The sequence below is a fragment of the Streptomyces sp. SAI-170 genome (assembly GCF_049739565.1).
GTDB lineage: Bacteria > Actinomycetota > Actinomycetes > Streptomycetales > Streptomycetaceae > Streptomyces.
Genome location: NZ_JBMGQD010000001.1, coordinates 371,941 through 393,962, shown reverse-complemented (window position 1 = coordinate 393,962; position 22,022 = coordinate 371,941). Strand labels below are relative to the sequence as shown.

Sequence of the window (22,022 nt, the reverse complement as noted above, 5' to 3'; positions counted from 1 at the left end):
CCGTCAGCGGTTCCCGGACAGGACCGTCCAGGGGAAGCGCCTCGTATCAAGCTACGGAAGGGGCGTCATCGCGACGTCATCGCGACGTCATCCCGCAAGGACTCGCGGCTGCCTGGCGCAGACGTCCCGCCGCCCGTCGGGTGTAATCCGAGTGGGTATGCGGACCTTTACACCTATAGCGTCGGAATGGTGAAGCGATGACCAGAACAGGAAACGAGGGACGAACAGTGGACAAGCTGACCGATACCGAAGCCGAGGCCCTCTTCACGGAGATCGACACGGACGGGGACGGAGAAATCCGACTGCGGGAGCTGAGGGCCTACGGACAGGCCCACGACACCACCATTCAGGGCATGAAGCTCGTCGACTTCGTCCGCGGTGCCGACACGGACGGCGACAGGAGGATCAGCCTGACCGAGTTCAAGTCGTTCTTCGGCTGATGTCCGGCTCTTCCCGGCGTTCCGACTGCTCCCGATAAGCCACCCCCACCTCACCCAAACTGCGCGACAACGCCGTGCAGTTGGCCGTCGCGTAGCTGATGACGAGTGCCGGGGGACTCGCGGCGGTGGACGCGGCATAGTGGCGGCCGCCGCGCAGGAGCACCGAGCGGTGGCGGGCGGCGCGGACGAGGGACTGTTCGTCGATGTGGGGTGGGAGCCGGATGTAGGCCTGGAGGCCGCCGGGGCCGCTCAGGAGCCAGGCGCCGGGGAGTTGGGTGTCGAGTTGGGCGCGTACGGTCCGACGGCGGCGGCGGAACTCGGTGCGGAGTCTGCGCTGGTGGCGGTCGAAGGCGCCGGTGTCGATGAAACGGGCGAAGGCGAGCTGTTCGAGGCCGGAGCAGCCGATGTCCCAGCCGGCACGTACGTGCTCGACGGAGGCCATGAAGTCGGAGGGGCCCACCAGCCAGCCGAGCCGCAGTGCCGGGGCGAGGGTCTTGCTGGCGCTGCCCGCGTAGACGACGCGGTCCGGTGCGAGGCTCTGCAGGGCGGGTGGCCGGTCGGCGGTGTCCAGCAGGCCGCTGTCGAAGTCGTCCTCCAGGATGCAGCCGCCGACCTTGCGTGCCCAGGCGACGAGCTGCGCGCGGCGTTCGCGGCTGAGACGTACGCCGGTGGGGAACTGGTTGGCGGGCGTGACCAGTACGGCCCGTGCGGCGCTCGCCTCGAGGCGTTCGACATCGAGGCCGTCCGCGTCGACGGGGATGCCGATGGGCCGCAGCCCCGATGTGGCGATGAACTCGCGTTCGCCGGGGTGGCCGGGGTCCTCGACCGCCAGGGTGGTGTGCCCGCGATCGAGCAGGACCCGGCAGACCAGTGCCAGGCCCTGGGCGAAGCCGGAGGTGATCATCAGGTCCTCGGGCCGGTTGCGCACTCCGCGGACCCGGCCGAGATAGCCGGTCAACACGTGCCGGGCGTGCGGGACTCCGGCGAGCGGGGCGTACCCGAGCTCCTGGTGGCCCGCCTCGTTGATGACGGCGGTCATGCAGCGGAGCCACTCCGCGCGAGGGAAGTCGATGGTGTTGGACGTGCCCGTGCGCAGGTCCCATCGGGCGTCCGGGGCCGGTTCCTCGGCGAGGGGAGCGAGGGCGGAGGCGCCTGTCTTCGCGCCGGTGTGCTCGGCGACGCACGTGCCCGAACCGCGGCGGCTCGTCAGGTATCCCTCGGCCGTCAGCTGGTCGTACGCCTCGACCACCACGCTGCGGGACACGCCGATGTCGACGGCGAGCTGACGGGTGGAGGGTATGCGGGTTCCAGGCTTTAATGTTTCACTCTCAACCAAATTTCGGAGGGAGTCCCGCAATTGCATGGCCAGCGGAATCCGAGAATCCCGTTCCACCGTGAGCGCGATGTGGCGTGACAAGTGGTCTCCTCTCGAAGGGTCGAAGTGGTATGGCCGGAGCATTCAAACATTTGATGGAGTTGCCTCGCACGCGCATTCGGCCACTCTCAGACCCGGTGGCCGGTGCGGCAGGGGGGAACCGGCCGTTGCGGGTCGGGGCGTGCGAAGTGCGGTGCTGTGCCCGGCGAAGGGGCGCGCTCCCGCGGTACGGGGGACCTATTCCTCGACGCCCCTGCGGTCCTTGAGATCGAAAGGCAAGCGTTGTGTCATTGGTTTCGGTGCAATCGGCTGCGGCGTTGTCGCATGAATCAGGCAATCGGGGGCCTTTCGCGTCCACAGGGGCCGATCCGGCTTCGGAAGTGCCCGAAGAAAACGCCCTGACGGAAAAAATTGCGGTACGGGTGACGTCGGACGAGCTTCCTTACGTCGACGCCCTCCATCTCTACCAGGAATTGTCCGCCATCCGGACGCCGGACGACGTCTATCTCTTCGAGAGCCTCGACGGCCCCGACCAGGACCGGCACTTCGCCGCCGTCGGCTGTGGACGGCTGGCCGAACTGCGCGTCTACGCCGACCACGTGGACCTCATCGCCCCTGGAGTGCTCGGCGAGGCGCTCACCGCCGCCGTCTCGGCCGCCGCCGGCCGGACACCGACACACGTCGACGACACCCGCAGCTGGCCCCTGGCCGGACCGGACACGGTGTGGCGGGTGCTGCGCGCGGCACAGGACGCGTTCGACCTCGACACCGACGTGCCCACCGGCACCTTCGCCTTCGGATTCCTCACCGCCCTGTCCTACGAGGCGGCCTGGGCGATGGAGGAACTGCCTGCTCAGCAGACCGCATCCGGCCTGCCGCGGTGCACGCTGACCCTCTTCCAGGACACCGTCTGGTACGACCTGCGCGACGGCGGAGTGCGCCATCTCGCCGCCCAGGGGCCCCAGCTCGACGGCACGGCCCCGGACCTGCGGGCGGCCATGGACCGTGCGCGGTCCCTGGGCACCACACGGTCGGCGGTCCCGGACGCGCCGAGCCCTCGTTCGGTGCGCGACACGGTGGACGAGGAGACGTTCACCGCTCGCGCCCGACGGTGCCTGGAGCACATCGGAATCGGTGACAGCTACCAGATCCAGATCGGCCACCGCGTCGACGTGGAAACCGAACTGACGCCCATTCAGGTGTACCGGCGGCTGAGCCACCGCAACCCCTCCCCGTACATGTACCTCGTGCCCTGGGCGGGCCGCACGGTCATCGGGGCCAGCCCCGAGCTGTTCGTGCGCATCAAGGACGGCGACATCTCGATGCGGCCCATCGCGGGCACCACGCCCCGGGCCGCCGACCCCGCCGAGGACGCCCGCCGGGTCGCGGAACTGCGCGCGAGCGCCAAGGAACAGGCCGAGCACGTCATGCTGGTCGACCTGTGCCGCAACGACATCGGCCGGGTGTGCGTGCCGGACACGCTGCGCGTCGACACGATGATGGAGGTGGAACCCTTCGCCTACGTCCACCACCTGGTGTCGACCGTCTCCGGCCGGGTCCGCGACGGCCTCGACGTCTGGGCGTCGATCTGCGCGACCTTCCCCGCGGGCACCATGACCGGCGCGCCCAAGCTGCGCGCCATGGAGATCATCAACGACCTCGAGGAGGAGCCCCGCGGCATCTACGCCGGCGCGCTCGGCCTCGTCGACGTACGCGGCTTCGCGGTCCTCGCGCTGTGCATCCGCACCGTCGTCCACGACGGGGACCGCTACAGCACCCAGGCGTCGGCCGGGGTCGTCGCGGACTCCGAGCCGGCCGCCGAATGGCGCGAGACGCTGGCCAAGATGAGCGCCGCCTACTGGGCGCTGACCGGTGAGGAGCTGCTCGCATGAAGGTCCTGCTCGTGGACGCGTACGACAGCTTCAGCCACATCATCGACCAGTACCTGCTCAGCCTCGGCGCGCAGACCGAGGTGGTGCGCTCGCGGACCCGCTCGACCGAGGCGCTGGTGGCGTCGGCGCCCGACGCGGTCGTCCTCGGACCGGGACCCGGGCATCCGGCCGACTCCGGGCACGTCGAGCTGGTGCACGCCTTCGCCGGACGCGTCCCGCTGCTCGGCGTGTGCCTGGGCCACCAGGCGATCGGCCTCGCCTACGGGGCGCGGATCGCCGTGGCCGAACGGCTCATGCACGGCAAGACCAGCCCCGTCGAGCACGACGGACAGGGCGTCTTCGAGGGCGCCCCGCACCCGCTGACCGTCACCCGCTACCACTCCCTGGTCATCCAGGAACCCGCCGCGCCGCTCGTGGTCACGTCGACGTCCACCGACGACGGCTGTGTGATGGGCGTACGCCACGCGGAACTGGACGTCGAAGGCGTCCAGTTCCACCCGGAGAGCGTCATGACCCAGGACGGGATGCGGCTCTTCCGCAACTTCCTGGCACGAGCCGAAGCGGCCACCGCCGCCCTGCGGTAGACGTACCACGCTCCGCCGACGGCGCGCCTCGCGCCGTCCACCCCCGCCGCCGAGCGACGGCATTCGCTCCCGCCCCGTCACAGTCGCCGCGCTCCCGCGCGTGGCTGTGTCGGCGCGGCACCAGGCTGCCCCACGCGTACGGCAGCACCGTCGAACGTACAAAGGAACCCGACGCCCATGTGGCTTCCCACGCACGGACCCGCGGCCGAGTTCGCCGCGCGGTACCTGGAACTCCACCGTGCCTTCTACAACCGCACCCTGTCCGCCGCGGACCTCGACGACTGGCGCCGCAGCCAACTGGCTACGGTCCTGGAGCAGGTCAGCACCCGATCGCCGTTCTACGCACGCCACTTGAAGCAGGCCGACCTGTCCGCCGCCACGCCGGAGGACCTCACCGGGCTGCCCTTCACCACCAAGGCGCATCTGCGCGAGGAGATGCTGGACGTCCTCAGCCGGCCGCTCGCCGAGGCCCTCTTCTTCTACGAGACGACCGGCACGACCGGCCGCGCCACACCCTGCCCCCGCGACGGCCGCGAGATCGTCGCCAGCAACGCCCATGTCACCGAGTCCTGGAGCTCGATCTTCCGCCACCACTTCGGCGAACACGCCCCGCGCATCGGCCTGATGGGCCCGACCGAGGTGCACTCCTTCGGCGACACGCTCGGCGACATCGCCCGCAACACCGGCTCCATGAACGCCAAGATCTGGCCCTACTCGCCCGTCATCGGCTTCCAGAAGGCCCTGCAGCTGATGAAGGACCTCGAACTGGAGGTCGTCTGCTGCACGCCCGGCGTCGCCCTCACCCTGGCCAAGGCCGCCGAGCACTACGGCTACGACCTGCGGCGGGACTTCGCGGTCAAGCTGCTCTTCGTCACGGGCGAGATGTGCACCCCCGCCCTCGCGCACAACCTGGAGACGGTCTGGGGCGCCGACGTCTACAACATCCTCTACGGCTCGCAGGAAGCCTTCGTCGTCGCGACCGCCTGCCGCAACAAGCGGATGCACCTCTCCCAGACCAACTACATCGTCGAGGTCGTCGACCCGGAGACCGAGGAGTCGAACGGCCCGCGCGGCACGGGTGAGCTGACGCTCACCATGCTGATGGACGGGGTGAAGCCGCTGGTCCGCTACCGCACCGGCGACGTGGTGGCGGTGACGGAGTCCGACTGCGACTGCGAGATGCCCGGCGACCTCGTACGGATCGTCGGCCGCACCCTGGACCGCATCGAGCTCGGCGGACGGCGGTTCACGGCCGGCCAGATCGAGACGGCCGTGCTGACCGACGTCACCGGGTCCGCCGGATACCAGGTGGTCATCGAGCAGGACGCCGCAGGCCAGGACCGGCTCACGGTACGGCTGGAACTCCTCACCGGCCTGGTGGACGACCCCGAGGCACTCGCCGACGCGGTACGCGCACGCACCGCGGACGCGCTCGGCGTGCCCGTCACCGTCGAGCTCAGCGACGGGCTCGACCCGATCGTCAGCACCGGCGCGTTCGTGAGCTGGAAGGCCGCCCGCGTGGTGGACCGGCGCACCGCGACCGATCACGAGACCTCGGTGGCACAGCGGATGGCGGCGAACCGTGGCTATACGACCTGACCTGGCGGCCGGGACCCTCCGGACCGCCTCGCTGCCCCGCGCCCTGGCGAGCGAGTACGCCGCACGCTGGAGCGAACTGTCCGAGCGGTGGGCGGCACGCCCCGGATCCGTGCTCGGGACACTCGGCCCCGCGGGCACCTCCAGCGACCTCGTCGCCCGCTACCTCGCCGCCGAGCACAACCTGCGCGTCGAGCTGCACGACACCTTCGACGACGTCCTGGACCGACTTCTGCTGCGCAAGCTCGACTTCGCCCTCGTACCGAGCGCCTACGCGGGACTCACGCGCTTCCACTGGCACCGGGCGCTGCGGCTGCGCGCGTTCTTCCCGCGCGCCACCCCGGAGTACGGCATCGCCGCGGCCGCGAGCAGCCCGTTCCAGCCGGGTGACGGACCCCTGTCCGTCGCCGCGATGTGGGAGGTACGGCGGATCTACGCCGAGGTCGTGCCGCCGGCGCTGCGCGGCCGGGACGTCGACTGGGTGGACGCCTCCTCCACCCAGCACGCCGCCCAGATCGTCGCGGGCGGCGGCGCCCAGCTCGCGGTGACGAACGCCCCGGGAGTCCAGGCGTACGGACTGCGCTGGATGGCGACCCGCCCCGGCGCGGAGATCCTCTGGACGCTCTTCGACCACGCGGAGGAGTCCGGGACGCCGGAACAGCCGCACAAGCCGTTGACCGCGGACCCGCAACCCTGATCACAGGAGATACGACGTGCCACGCAAGACCTTGCTCCACCGTGCCACGGTCCAGGAGGGCCTGGGCCGGCCCTCGCTGCCGCGGCACAGCGTGCTGATCGACGGCGACCGCATCGAGGCGGTGCTGCCGGAGGGGCTCGCCCCACTGAACGCGCCCGGCGTCGACGTGCTCGACCTCGACGGGCGGACGGTGATGCCCGGCATGACCCTCGGGCACACCCACATCGCCTACCTGAACGTCCTCAACGGACGCGAGATGCTCTTCAAGTACTCGGTCCCCGACCTCACCCTCGCCGCCGCGCGCAACGCCGAGAACCTGCTGGCCCTCGGCTACACCGCCTTCGTGGGCGCCGGTTCGGTCTCCGGCATCGACATGGCGCTGCGACGCGCCGTCGACGCCGGGCAGTTGCGCGGCCCCCGGATCACGCCGTGCAGCCGGGACCTGATGGTGTCGGGACCGCCCGAGCGCCGCAACCCCGAGGTCAAGAAGCGGATCCCGAGCGATCTGATGCGGCTGGCGGACACCCCGGAGGAGATGGCGGAGTACGTCGCCACTGAGATCGCGCAGGGCGCGGAGATCGTCAAGGTCTTCTCCTCGGGCGACGACACCTTCCCCAACGGGCGCTCCCACGAACTCCTCTTCACCCCCGAGGAGCTGAAGATCGCGGCGCGCACCGCCCATGAGCACGGGGCCCGGATCCGCGCCCACTCCCGAGGGCTCGACGGCATACGCAACGCCATCGCGGCCGGAGTCGACGTCATCGACCACGCCACCTACGCCGACGACGAGGCGCTGTACGCGATCGCCGAGCGCGGGATCTTCGTCGTACCGAGCCTCTACCAGCCGCACATGCTGCTCACCACCGGCACCCAGCACGGCAAGACCACCGAGTACCTGGAGACGCTGGAGTTCGAGGCGGAGGTGGCCAACTCCCTGCGCATCCTGCCGATCATGGTGGAGCTGGGCATCCCGGTGGTGGCGGGTGACGACTTCGGCTTCGCCTGGACCCCGCACGGCACGTACGCCAAGGAGCTGGAACTGTACGTCGAGATGGCGGGCATCCCGGCGCCGACCGTGCTCACCTGGGCGACCGCCAACGGGGCCCGGCTCGCGGGCCGCGGCGACGACGCGGGCACGGTGCAGGCCGGACGCCTGGCCGACCTCGTCGTGACGAACGGCGACCCCGCCGAGGACATCTCCGTCCTGAGCCGGCCGGGAGGCATCGAACTGGTCCTGCTCGGCGGGGCCCCCGTCGCGGGCAGCGCCGAGCCGTTCCGGGCCGGCACCGCACCGTACGCCGAGCTCGACGGCGCCCCGGCATCCGCGGGAGCCGTGCGATGACCAGGACCCAAGCACGCCTCCCCGTGACCCCGCTGCTCGCCGTGGGCGCGTTCGCCATCGGCACCGACACCTTCGTGGTGGCCGGGGTGCTGCCCGAAGTCGCCCAGGACCTCGAGTCCAGCCTGGCCGACACCGGTTGGGTGAGCACCGTCTTCGCGCTCACCTACGCCGTCCTCGCGCCCGTGCTCGGAGCGCTCACCGGCCGCCTGGAGCGCCGCTCGGTCCTCGTCCTCTCGCTGAGCGTGTTCACCATCGGCAACGTGGCCTCCGCCCTCTCCACCGGGCTCGCCGCACTCCTCGCCGCGCGGATCCTGACCGCGGCGGGAGCCGCCCTCTACATCCCGGCCGCCTCCGCGTCGGCCGCCGCCCTGGCCGCCCCGGAACGCCGGGGACGCGCCATGGCGGTGGTGCTCGGCGGGCTCTCGGCGGCGACCTTCGCGGGGGTGCCGTTCGGCACGTGGCTCGCCGCCGACCTCGACTGGTCCGCCACGTTCTGGCTGCTGGCCGGACTCGGCGCGGTGTGCGCCGTCGCCGTGGCCGGCGGGCTGCCCGAGGTGCGGCTGCCCGCCGCACCGGGGCTCGCGGCCCGCCTCGCGCCCGCGCGGGACCCGAGGGTGCTGTGCACGGTGCTGACGACGCTCGCCTTCATGACGGGCGGCTACCTCGCGCTGACCTACATCGGCGCGGTCCTCGCCCCGGCGACCGACGGCGACGGCACCACGCTCGCCGTACTGCTGCTCGTCTTCGGCGTGTTCGCGGTGGGCGGCACCATGATCGGCGGGCGGGCCACCGACCGCTGGGGGCCGACCCCTGTCCTGCTGGCGTCGGTCGCGGGCCTGGCCGCCGTCCTGGTGACACTGCCGCTGACCCGGGACTCCCTGGCCACCGCGATGGTGGGCATGGCGGCATGGGGTGTGACCGCGATGGCCACCCAACCTCCGCAGCAGCACCGGCTGTTCGCGATCGCACCCACGTCGGGGCCGCTCCTGCTCTCTCTGAACTCGTCCGCCACCTTCGCCGGCATCTCCCTGGGCGGCTTCATCGGCGGCCGCGTACTGGAGCACGGCGGGGCCCACGGGGTGGACCGGCTCGGCCAGTTCGGGGCCGCTCTCGCGGCGGTCGGACTGCTGACCGCCCTCCTCGGGGCGCGGCTGCGGACCGCCGAGCCACAAACCGACGCGGCGTCCGCCCCCGTTCCCGCGGGCGACCCCGGCTGACGCCCCGGCACGGCGGACTCCCGCCGCCTTGGGCCGACACCCGGCACAGCGGACCCCGCGGCCGGCAAGTGGCCTCACGCATTGCCCCGTAATTGGCCACCGCCGGCCCCCCATCCGCTCCCTACTGTCGACCCGTCAACAAGGCCCGCCCGGCACAACCGGCACGGGCGGCCGCCGCCCGGAAGAAACGAAGGACCACACACCCATGGAAAGCGACCGCCCCCACTCGGACACCCGCTCCCTCAGCGTCGGCGTCGACGCGCGCGTGTGGGAGCGCGTGCCCGGCTACGTCCTCGGCCTGATCGCCGTACCGGACGTCGGCGTCGTCGCGGACGCCCCGCAGGTGGCGGACCGCCTCACCGCCGCCGAGGACGCCCTGCACGGCGAAGGGCTCTCCAAGGCCGACGTCTCCGCCTTGCCCTCCATCGCCGCCTGGCGGGACGCCTACCGGGAGACGGGCGTGAACCCCAACCGGTTCCCCTGCGCCGCCGAGTCGGTGCTGCGCAGGGTCGCCAAGGGAGACCGGCTGCCGCGCATCAACTCGCTGGTGGACCTGTGCAACGCGGTGTCCCTGGAGAGCCGGCTGCCCGTGGCCTCGTGCGACGTGGGCGGCATCGAGGCGGAGCTGTCCGTGCGGCTCGCCGACGGGAGCGAGGTCTATCTGCCGCTCGGCGCCCCCGACGCCCCCGAGCACCCCGAGCCCGGCGAGGTCGTCTACGCCGACGACCAGGGCCGCGCCCACTCCCGGCGCTGGAACTGGCGGCAGGGCGACCTGGTCAAGTCGGACCTCGGACGGCGCCGGCTCCTGCTCACCGTCGAGTCGGTGCACGAGGGCGGCCGCGCCGAGGTGGAGCGGACGCTCGGACAGCTCACTCAGGCGCTCACCGGCCTCGGCGCCGCCCCCGAGCCACCGCGGATCCTCGACGGCGCCACCACCCGCGTGGAGCTGTTCGGCGCCCTGTCGGCCGCGCCGGTCCGCTGAGCCGGTCCCCACTCTTGGATGAGGAGCAGGACATGAACCGTTCGATCCTGGTGATCTACCGGCCCGCCGCCGGGCGCTACGTCGCCCAGTTCCGCAGCATCGTGGCCGCCGCCGACGACCTCGGCGTGGGGACCGTGGTGCTGCTGCCCGCCGGCTGGCAGGCGCCGGAGGCCGAGGGCCTGGCGCAGTACCACGCCGACCTGGACGACACGGCGGCCGTACGCGCCGCCGTCGACGGAATCGTCACCGAGCACCGCATCGAGCGCATCTTCCCGCTGTTCGAGGGAGATGTGCTGCCCGCCAGCCGCGCCCGGCGCGACCACGGCATCCCGGGGCTCACCCCGGACCAGGCGCTCAACTTCCGCGACAAGAACGTGATGCACCGCCGGGCCGAGGAACTCGGTGTGCGGGTCGCCCGGTCCTGCCGCCCCGACACCATCGGCGCCGTCACGGAGTTCGCCGAGGAGGTGGGCTACCCGGTCGTCGTCAAGCCGTACGCGGGCTGGGCCTGCGGCCGCACCTACCGGGTGGACGGCCCGGCGGACCTGGAGCGGGTCTGGGAGGAGATGGGCGACGACCGGCACGAGTACCGCGTCGAGGAGTTCATCCGCGGCACGGAGTACCACGTCGACTCGCTCTTCAAGGACGGCGAAGCGGTCTTCGCCCAGCTCTCCCGCTACACCTACTCGGTCCTGGAGTACCTCAACGAACCGGGCGGCACCATCTCCCGCAAGCACGACCTGTCGGCGGGGGAGCAGCGCATCCTGGAGCTCAACACCGTGGTGCTGCGCGGCTTCGGCCTCGCCACCGGTGTGGTCCACGCCGAGTTCTTCCTGCTGGACGACGGGGACGTGGTGTTCGGCGAGGCGGGTGCGCGGGCCGGCGGTGGCTCCATCGTCCCGGCGATCGAGGCCGGACGCGGGATCAACCTCGCGGGAGAGTGGTGCCGTCTGGAACTCGACCCGGCGCACCGCACCGAGGCCCGCCTCGGCCCCGAGATCGGCACCGAGTACCTCGCCTCGGACCGTTACGGACACATCACCGCCATCACCACCCCGGCCGAACTGATGGAGCTCGACGGAGTCCTGGACGCCGACGTGTGGAAGCAGGTCGGCGACGTCCTGGCCCCGCCGACCGCCTCCAACGACGTCCTCGGCTGGTACGTGTGCGAGGGCACCGACTTCGACGACATCCGGGCCCGCTTCAAGACCGTACGCGACGCCTTCCGCGTGGAGACGGCGCCCGAGGTCACCGCCGGCACCACGGGCGGGCAGGCACAGCGATGACGTGGCTGACCCGGTTAAGGGAACTCCCGCTCGCGCTGCGGGTGTTGTTCCTCGCCTCCTTCATCAACCGCGCGGGCATGTTCGTCTTCCCGCTGCTCGCCGTCTACCTGGTGCGCGGCAAGGACCTCAGCCCCGGCGAGGCCGGACTGCTGATCTCGGTCGGCAGCACCGGCCTGCTCGTGGGCAGCCTGCTGAGCGGGCCCCTGTGCGACCGGCGCGACCGGCGCACGGCCCTGCTCACCGCGCTCCTGCTGAACGCCGCGGGCTATCTCGGCCTCGCCGTGCTGGACGGCCCCCCGTGGACGTACGCCGGACTGCTCTTCGTCGCCCTGGTCGGCATGGGCATGTTCGGGCCGGCGTCCAACACCCTGGTCGCCGACCTGACCGCGCCCGAGCAGCGGCCGTTCGCCTACACGGTGAGCTACATCGGCAACAACCTCGGCATGGGCATCGGTCCCTTGCTGGGCGGCCTCGCGGCGGCGTACTCCTACCACGTCATGTTCGCGGGCAACATCATCGCCGGCCTGCTGTGCGCCGCGCTGATCGCCCTGTGGGTGCCCTCCGACCGACGCGACAAGGTCAAGAGCAGCAAGGACAAGGCGCGTTCGGGCCCGCTCGGCCACCACCACGTGCTGCTCCTGGTGCTCGTGTCCTTCTTCTACGTGGTGCCGCTGATCGGCCTCGAATACGCGCTGCCGCTCGCCGTCACCACGGTCCTGCACGAATCGGCCGGTCTGGTCGGCGTCGTCTACACCGTCAACAGCATCGTCGTGGTCGGCCTCGGGCTGGCCATGGAGAAGCGCATGCAGGGCCACGGCACCAAGCCGCTGCTGCTGGTCAGCGGAGCGCTGTGGGCCGCCGGCCTGGCCGTCATCGTCGTAGGCTTCTCGCTGCCGGCGATCCTGCTGTCCACGGTGATCTGGACGCTCGGCGAGATCATCGCCTCGGTGGTCGTGCCCACCTACATCGCCGACCACGTCGACGAGCGCCGAGTCGGCAGCTTCATGGCGCTGAACGGCTTCGTCCTCGGGCTCGCCCGGCTCGCGGTGCCCGCGGGTCTCGGCGCGCTGTGGACCGCCCAAGGCCACCGGCCCGTCTTCCTCACGCTGCTCGCGGCACCGCTCGTCGGCATGGCCGCCTACGCCGTGCTGCGGACCAGGCCCACGGCCGCCGCCCGCAGTCCGGAGCCCGCCGCGGCCCCGGCCACCACCTAGACCATCCGCCTCCACGCACCGACGATCACGGGAAAGTGTTCATGTCTCAGACGAAGTTCCTGCTGTCCGAAGACCAGCTGCCCACCACCTGGTACAACGTGGTGGCGGACCTGCCCAAGCCGCTGGAGCCGATGCTGCACCCCGGCACCCGGCAGCCCGTCACCCCGGACGACCTGGAGCCGCTGTTCCCCGCGGAACTCATAGCCCAGGAGTTCTCCACCGAGCGCGAGACCGACATCCCCGGCGCCGTGCTGGACGTCTACAAGCAGTGGCGGCCCAGCCCGCTGGTGCGGGCCCGCCGCCTGGAGAAGGCCCTGGACACGCCGGCGCGGATCTACTTCAAGAACGAGGGCGTCAGCCCGGCCGGCAGCCACAAGCCCAACACGGCCATCCCGCAGGCCTACTACAACAAGCAGGCCGGCGTGGGCCGCCTCACCACCGAGACCGGCGCCGGACAGTGGGGCAGCTCCCTGTCACTGGCCTGCCGGTACTTCGGCCTCGTCTGCGAGGTCTACATGGTGAAGGTGAGCTACCAGCAGAAGCCCTACCGTCGCGGCCTGATGGAGACCTACGGCGCCACCGTCACCGCCAGCCCGAGCGAGCTCACCCAGGCCGGCCGGGACGCCCTCGCCGCCGACCCCGACTCGCCGGGCAGCCTCGGCCTCGCCATCTCCGAGGCGGTGGAGGCCGCGGTGACCAGCGGCGGCACCGCGAAGTACGCCCTCGGCTCGGTGCTCAACCACGTGCTGATGCACCAGACGATCATCGGCAAGGAGGCGCAGCTCCAGATGGAGCTGGCCGAGGACTACCCGGACATCGTGATCGGCGCGGCGGGCGGCGGCTCCAACTTCGGCGGCCTGGCGCTGCCGTTCCTGGGCGAGCAGCTGCGCGGCGGGCGCTCGGTGCGGGCCATCGCCGTCGAGCCCGCGTCCTGCCCGACCATGACCGAGGGACGCTTCGACTACGACTTCGGTGACACGGCCGGCATGACCCCGCTGACCAAGATGCACACCCTCGGCCACGACTTCGTGCCGCCGAGCATCCACGCGGGCGGCCTGCGCTACCACGGCATGTCCCCGATCATCAGCCAGCTCAAGGAGCTGGACTACCTGGAGGCGCGCGCGGTGCCGCAGACCGCGTGCTTCGAGGCGGGCGTCACCTTCGCCCGCAACGAGGGCATCGTGCCCGCCCCGGAGTCCACGCACGCGGTGCGCGTCGCCATCGACGAGGCGCTCGCCTGCAAGGAGTCCGGCGAGGCGAAGACGATCCTGTTCTCCCTCTCCGGCCACGGCCACTTCGACATGCAGGCCTACATCGACTACTTCGGCGGCAAGCTGACCGACTGACGCGAGGACCCAAGGCGGAGCGGGACAGGGGGTCCCGCTCCGCCGCGCGATCACCAACAGGGGGAAAACATGCTCACAGCACAGGGAACACCGCCGGACATACGGGGGGACCGGCCCGTCATCCTCGGCATCTCGGGGTCGGAGCGCGCGGGCGGCAACACCGACCTGGCGCTCCAGTACTCGGGAGAACTGGTGCGCAAGCGCGGCGCCGACTTCCAGACCCTGTACCTGCGCGAGCACCGCATCTCGCCGTGCAGCCCGTGCGGCGACTGCAACAACCGCACCCTCCCATGCGGGGTGCGCGACGACATGCCCGCCATCATCGACCGGATGCGGCAGGCCGACGGGATCATCTACGCCGTGCCGGTGCACGGCTTCGGCCTCGCCCATCTCATGCAGATCTTCATCGAACGGGCGGGCGTCGGCTTCCTGCGCTTCGAGCGGCCGCTCGCCAACAAGGTCGGCGGCATCATCGTCACGGCCCGCCGCTACAGCGACGCCTCCGTCCACCACCAGCTGGTCGACAATCTGCTGCTCAACCGGATGATCCTGGTGGGCAGTGGGTTCCCGGCCCTGCTGCGCAACACGGCGAGGGAGCCGGGCCTCAATGACCCCGAAGGCGTGGACGCCCTGGAGCGCATGGCCCACCGGATGGTGGACATGGTCCAGCTGCTGCGCCGTCACCAGGCCGAGACCGGCGAACCCGTGCTGCCGCTGGACGACCAGAACGAGCGCGTCGAACGCCGCCGGCCCCACCTGGTCGACAGCGCCCAGCGGCCCGCCTGACCACACCGCGCCGGTCTGCCGTCCCTCATCATCCGACCACCGCACGATCAGGAGCACTCACATCATGTCCACCGTCACCCCCGCCGTCGTCGGCATCGACTTCGACAGCATCCCCTGGGAGAAGTGGCACAAGCCCGGCGCCGACGGCCGGGTGAAGATCGCGTACACCGGCGGGTACCGGGTGCGTCTGCTGGAGCTCCCCGCGGGCTTCAACGAGCTCAAGTGGTGCGAGCACGGCCACCAGGGATACGTCCTCCAGGGCGAGTTCACCATCCACTTCGACAACCGCTCGGTGCCCTGCCGTCCCGGCATGGGCTTCATCATCCCCGGCGACGAACGGCACCGCTCCCAGGGCTCCGACACCGAGTCCACCGTCGTCTACGTCGTCGACCAGGTGCCCGCGCCATGAGCGGCACCGACAGGATCGAGGAACTGCGCGTCTCGATCGACGCACTCGACCGGAGAATCGTCGCCCTGCTCGCCGAACGCACGGCGGTCGTCCGCGAGCTGACCGAGTTCAAGCAGGACGAACAGACGGTCCGCTCGCCCCAGCGGGTGGAGCAGGTGATCGCCAAGGTGCGCGATCTCGCCGACGCGCAGGGCATGCCGCCCGCCATCGCGGAAGCCGTGTACCGCACGCTGATCCGTGAGCTGACCGACCTTCAGCTGCGGCGGCTCGCCGAACGCCGGGCCGCCGCAGCGCCGGCCGCGGCGAACGGAGCGGCATGACCCGCCGCGGACTCGCCGATCTGCGCACCGCGCTCGCCGGTCTTGACCCGCTGCCCGGCGAGCTGGTGCGGGTCCGGGAGGAGGTCCCGGCCCGGTTCGGGGTCACCGCCCGGTACGCGAAGTGGGCCGGGACACCCGCCCCGCCGCCCACGGGCCCCGGCCCCGCCGTGCTGTTCGAGCGGGTGGCACCCAGCGGCGCCGGGGCGGCCCGCTCGGTGCTGATCGGTCTGTACGGCAGCCGCCGGCGCGCCGCGGGACTGCTCGGGTTCACCCCCGCCGAGATGGCCCACCGGCTGCTCGACGCCGTGGCCTCACCGGTGGCACCGTCGTACGTTCCCGAAGGGCGGGTACAGGCCCGCGACCTGCTCGCACCCGATCTGACGGCGCTGCCGATCCCCGTCCTCACCGACGAGGACGCGGGGCCGTTCCTGACGCTCGGCGCGGTCCTGGCCACCGACCCGGACACCGGTGTACGCAATCTGTCCGTGCACCGCATGTGCGTCCAGGGCCCCGACCGGCTCACCATCTGGATGGTGCCCGGCCGGGACCTGGAGGCGGCCGGGCAGGCGGCACGCCGCCGGGGCGAGAACCTGCCCGTCGCGATCCACCTGGGCCTGGGACCGGCCCTGCTGCTCGCCTCGTGCTGCCCGACCTCCCTGGTGCCGGCGGGCGTGGACGAGCTGGCGGTGGCGGGCGCCCTCGGCGGCGCACCCGTCGAACTCGCCCGGTGCCGGACCGTCGACGCGGAGTACGTCGCCCACGCCGAGTACGTCATCGAGGGCGAACTCCTCGCGGACCTGGCCCCGGAGAACCCGAACGGCCCGTCCGCCACCCCCGAGTTCCTCGGCTACCAGGGGCGCGCGCACCCGGCGCTGCCCACGGTGCGCGTCACCGGTATCACCGCACGCGACGGGGCGATCCTGCAGACCGTCTCGGGCCCCGGTCACGAGCAGTCGGTGCTGCTCGGCTTCGGCATGGAGGCCGCCGTCCTGGACCGGCTGCGCCGCCTGGGAGCGCCGGTCGGTGCCGTGCACTGCCATACGGCCGGCGGCGGCCAGCTGATGGTGGTGATCCAGTGGAAGGCCAAGCGTTCGGACGCCGACGACCTGCTGGTCCGCGAGGCCGCCGAGTCGGTCCTGGAGACGTTCCGGATGGCCAAGATGGTCGTCTCGGTGGACGAGGACGTCGACGCGGAGTCGGACGCCGACCTGTGGTGGGCGATGGCCACCCGTGTCCAGGCGGACCGGGACCTGACCGTGCTGCCCGACCGGGAGGGCTTCCCGCTCGACCCGACGCAGTCCACCGCCTACTCGGACAGCCTCTCCGCCGACGGGCGGACCGCGAAGGCGCACTTCGACTGTACGGTGCCGTACGCGCAGCGCGCCCGCTTCCGCCGGCCCCGCTTCACCGAGCCCGAGGCGACACCGGACGCCTTGGTGCCGCCCTCGCGGATCAGCGGCCCCTCGCCTCGCGCACAGCGGCGGCCAGCAGGGCCACGCCCTCGGTGATGCGGGCGGTGGGCAGCGCGGCGTAGCCGACCAGGAACGTCGGTTCGGCCGGCGGGTCGAGGACGAAGTAGCCGGACGCGGGGTACACCCGGACCCCGCGTCCGGCCGCCCGCTCCACGATCTCCTCCTCCGGCACGCCGCGCGCCCCCGTGAAGCTGATCAGGACATGCAGTCCCGCCGCCTCCCCGGAGATGCGCACCTCGGCGCCGAAGTGCTCGTACAGCGCCTCCAGAAGCCGCCTTCTGCGCTGCCGGTACAGCCGCGTCATCCGGCTGATGTGCCGGGCGTAGGCACCCGTCGCGATGAAGTCGGCCAGTGCCTCCTGCGTGACGGTCGGGGTGAGCCGGTCGGTGATCCACTTGATCCCGAGGAACGGCTGCACGAGATGCGGCGGCAGCACCGCGTAGCCGATGCGCAGCGCCGGGAACAGGGTCTTGCTGAAGCTGCCGACGTAGACGACGGTGTCGCGGTGCCGCTCGGCGGCGAGCGCGGGCAGCCGCTCCGCGGTGAAGGTGAACTCGTTGTGGTAGTCGTCCTCCAGAACCGTCGCGCCGCGTTCGTGGGCCCAGGCGATCAGGGCGCGGCGGCGGGTCTGCGACATGATGAAGCCGGTGGGGAACTGGTGCGACGGCGTCACGTACACCAGCTTCACCTGCGCCGGATCGTGCCCGTGGGCGCGCACCCGGTCGTCGATGTCCGCGACCCGCAGACCCTCCTCGTCGACGGGGACGGGCACCACGGCGGCGTCGGAACACCCGAAGACCTGCCGCAGGACGGTGTGGCTGGGGTCCTCGATGACCACCACGTCGCCCGGTCCGACCAGCATCCGCACCAGGATGTCCAGCGCCTGGGTGGCGCCACCGGTCACCATGATGTTCTCGGGGGCGGCGTCGATGGCCCGGCTCTGCCGCACCAGGGCGGCGATCTCGGCGCGCAGGGCCGCCGAGCCCTCGGCCGGGCCGTAGCCGAGCGCGGCGGTGTCGGCCCGCCCGTACGCCTCGTGCATCGACTGCCGCCACCGGGCGACGGGGAACGCGGCGAGCGCGGGCGTGCCGTGCCGGAAGTCGAGGACGTTGCCGGGACGCCGCAGGACGGGCGGCGGCTCCCACGGCTGCCACAGCGGGTCGCCCTCGTCGGTGGGCCGGGGCGGTGCGGGAACCGGCTGTACGGGCCTGGAGCGGGCCGCCGTACCGGTGGCGAGGTTCACCGAACCGCTGGTGGGCAGCTCCGCGACGCGCGTGCCCGAGCCGCGCCGGGCGGTCAGGACCCCTTGGGCCCGCAGCAGTTCGTAGGCCCGGATGATCACGGTCCTGGAGACGCCCAGCTGTTGGGCGAGTTCGCGCGAGGCGGGCAGGGCGTCGCCGGGACGCAGCCGTCCCGCGCGCACGAGCGCCGTGACCTGGTCGCACACCTGCTGCTGCAGCGTCGTACCGCTCACCCGGTCCAAAGTGATGAGCAGATCGGTGGATCCCACGCCGTTCCCCCCGTCCCCGCGCATCGCGTACGAGAACGCGATGTCCGAGGAGTAACCCCTAGGGCCTGTCTTCCGGATCATGTCGGCGTCGCGGGGTCTGGTGCGCACATCTGCGGCGTTGTCGTCGGTTGCCGACGCTCCGCGTCGACGCCCTCCTCCGCCTTGCAGCTGCACGCACCAGACCCCGCTCGACTTGGTCGAGAAGCGCAGTCCCTTTTAGCCGACCTGATCCGGAAGACAGGCCCTAGTCGCACCCGACGCTACCATTCGCTGCCACGAAGGGCGCCGCGTCGAGCCCCGCGGCGCACCGCGACGATCGCCCGTGTCCTGGATCAGAGCCCGGCCAACCCCTTGACCAGGGCCGACATTCCACCCGCCAGTGCGAGCAGCAGGACGAGCAGCCGGGCCCGGCTCTCCGGGACCCGGTCGGAGAGCAGCTTGCCGACGACTGCGCCCATGACCATGGCGGCCACGGCCGTCACCCACCCTGTCGGGCCCAGCCGGGGAACGCCGTTGGCCGCGAGGGAGAAGGCGTTCACGACGATGCCGTAGAACTGCGCGTTCGGCACGAACTCGTGAACGCTCCAGCCGGCGTTCATCGCGTAGAGGGAGAGCGGCGGGCCGCCCAGGCCGGCCGAGGCGTTCATGAACCCGCCATCCCCGTCAGCCACTGAACGGACGCGCCCACCATCACGACGACCCCGAGGAGCAACGGGTCCATGGACGGTGTCTACCAGGAGGGCGTAGACGCTGTCTACGCGCTGTGGCGGGGAAGGTCAGCCCGTCGGGCGGTCTCGAACTGCCTCTATGATGCAGCGGTGTTCGATTCCCGGCACGTGAGAACGTTCCACGAAGTGGTCCGGACCGGCTCCTACTCGGCTGCCGCGCGCACCCTCGGTTACACCCAGCCGGCGATCACCCAGCAGATGAAGGCGCTCGAACGGGACGTCGGCATGCCGCTGTTCGTGCGGGTGGGCCGCGGGTTACGCCTCACCGAGGCGGGCGAGACGCTGTCGCGGCACGCCGACGACATCCTCGGCTCGCTGTCGGCGGCGCAGGAGCAGATGAACGCCCTGGCCCGGCTGCACGCCGGACGGGTCCGGGTCTGTGCCTTCCCCAGCGCCAACTCCACGCTCCTGCCGGAGGCTCTGGCCCGACTGGCGGCGGACCACCCGGGCATACGCGTCGATCTGCTGGAGAACGAGCCGCCGGAGTCTCTGCACCGCCTGGCGCAGGGGGAGTGCGACATCTCCCTGGCGTTCACCTACCCGGGACTGCACGAGCAGGTCCCGGAGGACCTGGTCGAAACTCCCCTCCTGGAGGACCAGTTGACCGTGCTGCTGCCCAGCAGGCACCGGCTCGCGAGGCGCAGGGTCGTCAAGCTCACCGACCTGGCGGAGGAGCGGTGGATCGCCGGCTGTCCGCGCTGCCGGGCCAACCTGCTGCACGAGTGTGAGGGGGCGGGCTTCGTCCCCGACATCGCCTTCACCACGGACGACAACCTCGCGGTACAGAGCCTGGTGGCCGAGGGCCTCGGCGTCGCCATGGTTCCCGCGCTGATGCTGACGTTCATGCACCGCGCCAAGGTGTCCGGCCGGCCGCTCCAGCCCGCTTCCCGGCGCAAGGTCTCGGCCTACGTCCTGCGCGAGCACCTGCGCGTTCCCGCCACGGCGCTGGTCCTGAAGGAGCTGAAGACGGTGGCCGCAGGAAAGACGGGTTGTTGACCGCACAACCCATAAGCGTTCCTTGGGACATGCGAAGAAGGTGTCGTTGGACGTGATGACACGAGCGGTCCGACGCTTGGTGCATGACTTCCGCGCCGACCGCTCCGGGTGCCTTCACCGCGGCCCCGGCCACCGACCGTCTCGAAACCCTCCTCGCCGGCATACGACAGGACGTCGCGCGAGGCCTCCCGCCCGACCTGACCGCGCACCTCGTCGGCGAACGCCTCGCCCCCCACCTGGGCGCGCCCGACCTGCTCACCGACGAGCAGCAGGTCAGCGATCCGACCCGGTACCGGCAGCACCTGCTGCACGCGGAGCACGACGGGAGCTTCTCCGTCGTCGCGCTGGTCTGGCTGCCCGGTCAGGGAACCTCCGTCCACGACCATGTGTCCTGGTGCACCACGGGGGTGCACCAGGGCCAGGAACGCGAGCGGCGCTACCGGCTCCTCCCGGCGGCCGACGGCTCCGCCAGGCTCGTCGCCACCGCCGACGCCCTCAACCAGCAGGGCGAGTTCTGCGGCTTCGCCCCTCCCGGCGACATCCACCGCGTCTGGAACGCCGGCCCCTCGACGGCGATCTCGCTGCATGTCTACGGCGCGGACATCTCCCGCCTCGGCAGCAGCGTCCGCCGCGTCTACCAACTGCCCGCCGACTGCTGATGGCCCTCCTCAGGGAGCGTCCTGGGCAATGTGACCGCGTGCGCGAAGCGCCCGCCCTGAGCCCGGGACTCCTTCTCGCGGCCTGCGCCCTCACCGTCGCCCTCGCCGTCCACCGGCTGCTTCCCGCCGTACCGCTGCTCACCGCCGCCGTCGTGCTCGGCGTCCTCGCCGCGCATCTGCCCCGGCTGCGCTCGGTGGTGCGGGGAGCCGCCCGCCCGGGACTGTCGTACGCCGGAAGGCGGTTGATGCGGGCGGGCATCGTCCTCCTCGGGCTGCAGCTCGGTCTCGGCGACGTGGCCGGCATCGGCTGGGCCACCGTCGTCATGACGCTGGCCGTCGTCATGGCCACACTGGCCGGGACCTGGTGGCTGGCCCGGCGACTGGGGCTGCCGGGGGACCAGCCCCTGCTCATCGCCGCGGGGTACGCGATCTGCGGCGCCTCGGCCATCGGCGCGGTGGGGGAGGCGAGAGGCAGCGACGAACGCGACGCGGCGACCTCCGTGGCTCTGGTCACTCTCTGCGGGACCCTCGCGATCGCCGTACTGCCCCTGCTCCAGGGGCCCTTGGGGCTGGGCGACGTCGTGTTCGGGCGCTGGGTCGGCGCGAGCGTGCACGACGTCGGCCAGGTCGTCGCCACGGCGCAGACGGCCGGTGACGCGGCCCTCGGTGAGGCGGTGCTGGTCAAGCTCATGCGGGTGGCGATGCTCGCGCCGCTCGTCGCCGCCGTCGCGCTGTCCGCGCGGCGCCGCAGCCGAGCCGTGTCCGGGCCGGCAGCCGAGTCAGGGCCTGCCGAGCCCGGTCGCAAACGGGCGCCGCTGGTACCGCTGTTCATCGTCGGCTTCCTCGCCGCGGTGACTGTGCGCAGCACCGGGCTGCTGCCGGCCCCCGTGCTGGACGCGGCTCACACCGGACAGGAACTCCTGCTGGCCACAGCCCTGTTCGGGCTCGGCAGCGCGGTCGACCTGCCCTCCCTCACCCGCACCGGCGCGCGGACGGCCCTGTTGGGCCTGACGGCATGGCTGGTCGTGGCAGGCGTCTCCTACGCCGGGGTGCTGCTGGTCGCACGGTGACGTGCCTCGGCAGCACCACCGCCGTGCCCGCTGCGGCCGGCCGACGGCCTCCTCGCGTTCACCTGAGGGAACACCAGGTACCGCGAAGAGTTCCCCCTGTT

20 protein-coding genes and 1 pseudogene are annotated in these 22,022 nt (G+C 71.7%); 18 read left to right on the top strand and 3 right to left on the bottom strand.

Features of this window, described 5'->3' with window-relative positions; genetic code table 11:
• Positions 1-197: 197 nt before the first annotated feature.
• Complete coding sequence (locus RKD23_RS01755) at positions 198-440, top strand: EF-hand domain-containing protein (RefSeq protein WP_424851923.1); 243 nt, start codon at positions 198-200, stop codon at positions 438-440.
• Here RKD23_RS01755 and RKD23_RS01750 read toward each other — a convergent pair.
• Positions 421-1,803: a PLP-dependent aminotransferase family protein gene (locus RKD23_RS01750; protein ID WP_424858138.1), complete on the bottom strand. Its 1,383-nt coding sequence runs from the start codon at positions 1,801-1,803 to the stop codon at positions 421-423. The genes RKD23_RS01755 and RKD23_RS01750 overlap by 20 nt on opposite strands.
• A gap of 434 nt (positions 1,804-2,237) precedes the next feature.
• Between RKD23_RS01750 and RKD23_RS01745 the strand changes: the two genes are divergently transcribed.
• The 14 genes from RKD23_RS01745 to RKD23_RS01680 all read left to right on the top strand — a co-directional run bounded on the left by RKD23_RS01745 (position 2,238) and on the right by RKD23_RS01680 (position 16,994).
• A complete protein-coding gene (locus tag RKD23_RS01745) occupies positions 2,238-3,707 on the top strand; it encodes an anthranilate synthase component I family protein (RefSeq protein WP_424851922.1) in 1,470 nt (489 codons plus the stop codon).
• Positions 3,704-4,291, top strand: coding sequence for an anthranilate synthase component II (locus RKD23_RS01740; RefSeq protein WP_424851921.1), 588 nt, complete (start codon positions 3,704-3,706; stop codon positions 4,289-4,291). The genes RKD23_RS01745 and RKD23_RS01740 overlap by 4 nt, the downstream gene beginning before the upstream one ends.
• Before the next feature lie 177 nt (positions 4,292-4,468).
• The gene (locus RKD23_RS01735) at positions 4,469-5,890 is read left to right on the top strand and encodes a phenylacetate--CoA ligase family protein (RefSeq protein ID WP_424851920.1); all 1,422 of its coding nucleotides are present in this window, start codon (positions 4,469-4,471) and stop codon (positions 5,888-5,890) included.
• Positions 5,874-6,584, top strand: coding sequence for a hypothetical protein (locus RKD23_RS01730; RefSeq protein ID WP_424851919.1), 711 nt, complete (start codon positions 5,874-5,876; stop codon positions 6,582-6,584). Before RKD23_RS01735 ends, RKD23_RS01730 begins: the two co-directional genes overlap by 17 nt.
• Before the next feature lie 16 nt (positions 6,585-6,600).
• Positions 6,601-7,926, top strand: a complete 1,326-nt coding sequence (locus RKD23_RS01725) for an amidohydrolase family protein (protein ID WP_424851918.1) — start codon at positions 6,601-6,603, stop codon at positions 7,924-7,926.
• Positions 7,923-9,143: an MFS transporter gene (locus RKD23_RS01720; RefSeq protein WP_424851917.1), complete on the top strand. Its 1,221-nt coding sequence runs from the start codon at positions 7,923-7,925 to the stop codon at positions 9,141-9,143. Before RKD23_RS01725 ends, RKD23_RS01720 begins: the two co-directional genes overlap by 4 nt.
• 205 nt (positions 9,144-9,348) lie before the next feature.
• Complete coding sequence (locus RKD23_RS01715) at positions 9,349-10,125, top strand: B3/B4 domain-containing protein (RefSeq protein ID WP_424851916.1); 777 nt, start codon at positions 9,349-9,351, stop codon at positions 10,123-10,125.
• A gap of 32 nt (positions 10,126-10,157) precedes the next feature.
• Positions 10,158-11,411, top strand: a complete 1,254-nt coding sequence (locus tag RKD23_RS01710; protein WP_424851915.1) for an ATP-grasp domain-containing protein — start codon at positions 10,158-10,160, stop codon at positions 11,409-11,411.
• Complete coding sequence (locus RKD23_RS01705; RefSeq protein WP_424851914.1) at positions 11,408-12,625, top strand: MFS transporter; 1,218 nt, start codon at positions 11,408-11,410, stop codon at positions 12,623-12,625. The genes RKD23_RS01710 and RKD23_RS01705 overlap by 4 nt, the downstream gene beginning before the upstream one ends.
• A gap of 41 nt (positions 12,626-12,666) precedes the next feature.
• Positions 12,667-13,971 carry a TrpB-like pyridoxal phosphate-dependent enzyme gene (locus RKD23_RS01700; protein WP_404045215.1) on the top strand — a complete coding sequence of 435 codons (1,305 nt, stop codon included), beginning with the start codon at positions 12,667-12,669 and terminating at the stop codon, positions 13,969-13,971.
• Between the two features lie 69 nt (positions 13,972-14,040).
• Positions 14,041-14,757, top strand: coding sequence for a flavodoxin family protein (locus RKD23_RS01695; RefSeq protein WP_404045212.1), 717 nt, complete (start codon positions 14,041-14,043; stop codon positions 14,755-14,757).
• 64 nt (positions 14,758-14,821) lie between these two features.
• Positions 14,822-15,166: a cupin domain-containing protein gene (locus RKD23_RS01690; RefSeq protein ID WP_404045209.1), complete on the top strand. Its 345-nt coding sequence runs from the start codon at positions 14,822-14,824 to the stop codon at positions 15,164-15,166.
• Positions 15,163-15,486, top strand: a complete 324-nt coding sequence (locus tag RKD23_RS01685; RefSeq protein WP_424851913.1) for a chorismate mutase — start codon at positions 15,163-15,165, stop codon at positions 15,484-15,486. The genes RKD23_RS01690 and RKD23_RS01685 overlap by 4 nt, the downstream gene beginning before the upstream one ends.
• Positions 15,483-16,994: a UbiD family decarboxylase gene (locus RKD23_RS01680; protein ID WP_424851912.1), complete on the top strand. Its 1,512-nt coding sequence runs from the start codon at positions 15,483-15,485 to the stop codon at positions 16,992-16,994. The genes RKD23_RS01685 and RKD23_RS01680 overlap by 4 nt, the downstream gene beginning before the upstream one ends.
• Here RKD23_RS01680 and RKD23_RS01675 read toward each other — a convergent pair.
• Positions 16,939-18,468 (bottom strand): PLP-dependent aminotransferase family protein, encoded by a 1,530-nt coding sequence (locus RKD23_RS01675; RefSeq protein WP_424851911.1) that lies wholly within the window; start codon positions 18,466-18,468, stop codon positions 16,939-16,941. The genes RKD23_RS01680 and RKD23_RS01675 overlap by 56 nt on opposite strands.
• Positions 18,469-18,800: 332 nt before the next feature.
• A pseudogene (locus RKD23_RS01670) lies at positions 18,801-19,136 on the bottom strand (TSUP family transporter); the annotation flags it as partial.
• A 150-nt stretch (positions 19,137-19,286) separates the two neighbouring features.
• Between RKD23_RS01670 and RKD23_RS01665 the strand changes: the two are divergent.
• The 3 genes from RKD23_RS01665 (at position 19,287) to RKD23_RS01655 (ending at position 21,921) form a co-directional block, all read left to right on the top strand.
• A complete protein-coding gene (locus RKD23_RS01665) occupies positions 19,287-20,192 on the top strand; it encodes a LysR family transcriptional regulator (protein WP_424851910.1) in 906 nt (301 codons plus the stop codon).
• A gap of 83 nt (positions 20,193-20,275) precedes the next feature.
• Entirely contained in the window at positions 20,276-20,851 is a 576-nt protein-coding gene (locus RKD23_RS01660; protein WP_424851909.1) for a cysteine dioxygenase, read from the top strand.
• Complete coding sequence (locus tag RKD23_RS01655; protein WP_424851908.1) at positions 20,851-21,921, top strand: YeiH family protein; 1,071 nt, start codon at positions 20,851-20,853, stop codon at positions 21,919-21,921. The genes RKD23_RS01660 and RKD23_RS01655 overlap by 1 nt, the downstream gene beginning before the upstream one ends.
• Positions 21,922-22,022 lie beyond the last annotated feature (101 nt).

Coding starts and splice junctions, on each gene's coding strand:
- RKD23_RS01755 (WP_424851923.1), top strand. CDS start 198: ATGACCAGAACAGGAAACGAGGGACGAACAGTGGACAAGCTGACCGAT.
- RKD23_RS01750 (WP_424858138.1), bottom strand. CDS start 1,803: ATGCAATTGCGGGACTCCCTCCGAAATTTGGTTGAGAGTGAAACATTA.
- RKD23_RS01740 (WP_424851921.1), top strand. CDS start 3,704: ATGAAGGTCCTGCTCGTGGACGCGTACGACAGCTTCAGCCACATCATC.
- RKD23_RS01735 (WP_424851920.1), top strand. CDS start 4,469: ATGTGGCTTCCCACGCACGGACCCGCGGCCGAGTTCGCCGCGCGGTAC.
- RKD23_RS01720 (WP_424851917.1), top strand. CDS start 7,923: ATGACCAGGACCCAAGCACGCCTCCCCGTGACCCCGCTGCTCGCCGTG.
- RKD23_RS01715 (WP_424851916.1), top strand. CDS start 9,349: ATGGAAAGCGACCGCCCCCACTCGGACACCCGCTCCCTCAGCGTCGGC.
- RKD23_RS01710 (WP_424851915.1), top strand. CDS start 10,158: ATGAACCGTTCGATCCTGGTGATCTACCGGCCCGCCGCCGGGCGCTAC.
- RKD23_RS01705 (WP_424851914.1), top strand. CDS start 11,408: ATGACGTGGCTGACCCGGTTAAGGGAACTCCCGCTCGCGCTGCGGGTG.
- RKD23_RS01700 (WP_404045215.1), top strand. CDS start 12,667: ATGTCTCAGACGAAGTTCCTGCTGTCCGAAGACCAGCTGCCCACCACC.
- RKD23_RS01695 (WP_404045212.1), top strand. CDS start 14,041: ATGCTCACAGCACAGGGAACACCGCCGGACATACGGGGGGACCGGCCC.
- RKD23_RS01690 (WP_404045209.1), top strand. CDS start 14,822: ATGTCCACCGTCACCCCCGCCGTCGTCGGCATCGACTTCGACAGCATC.
- RKD23_RS01685 (WP_424851913.1), top strand. CDS start 15,163: ATGAGCGGCACCGACAGGATCGAGGAACTGCGCGTCTCGATCGACGCA.
- RKD23_RS01680 (WP_424851912.1), top strand. CDS start 15,483: ATGACCCGCCGCGGACTCGCCGATCTGCGCACCGCGCTCGCCGGTCTT.
- RKD23_RS01660 (WP_424851909.1), top strand. CDS start 20,276: ATGACTTCCGCGCCGACCGCTCCGGGTGCCTTCACCGCGGCCCCGGCC.
- RKD23_RS01655 (WP_424851908.1), top strand. CDS start 20,851: ATGGCCCTCCTCAGGGAGCGTCCTGGGCAATGTGACCGCGTGCGCGAA.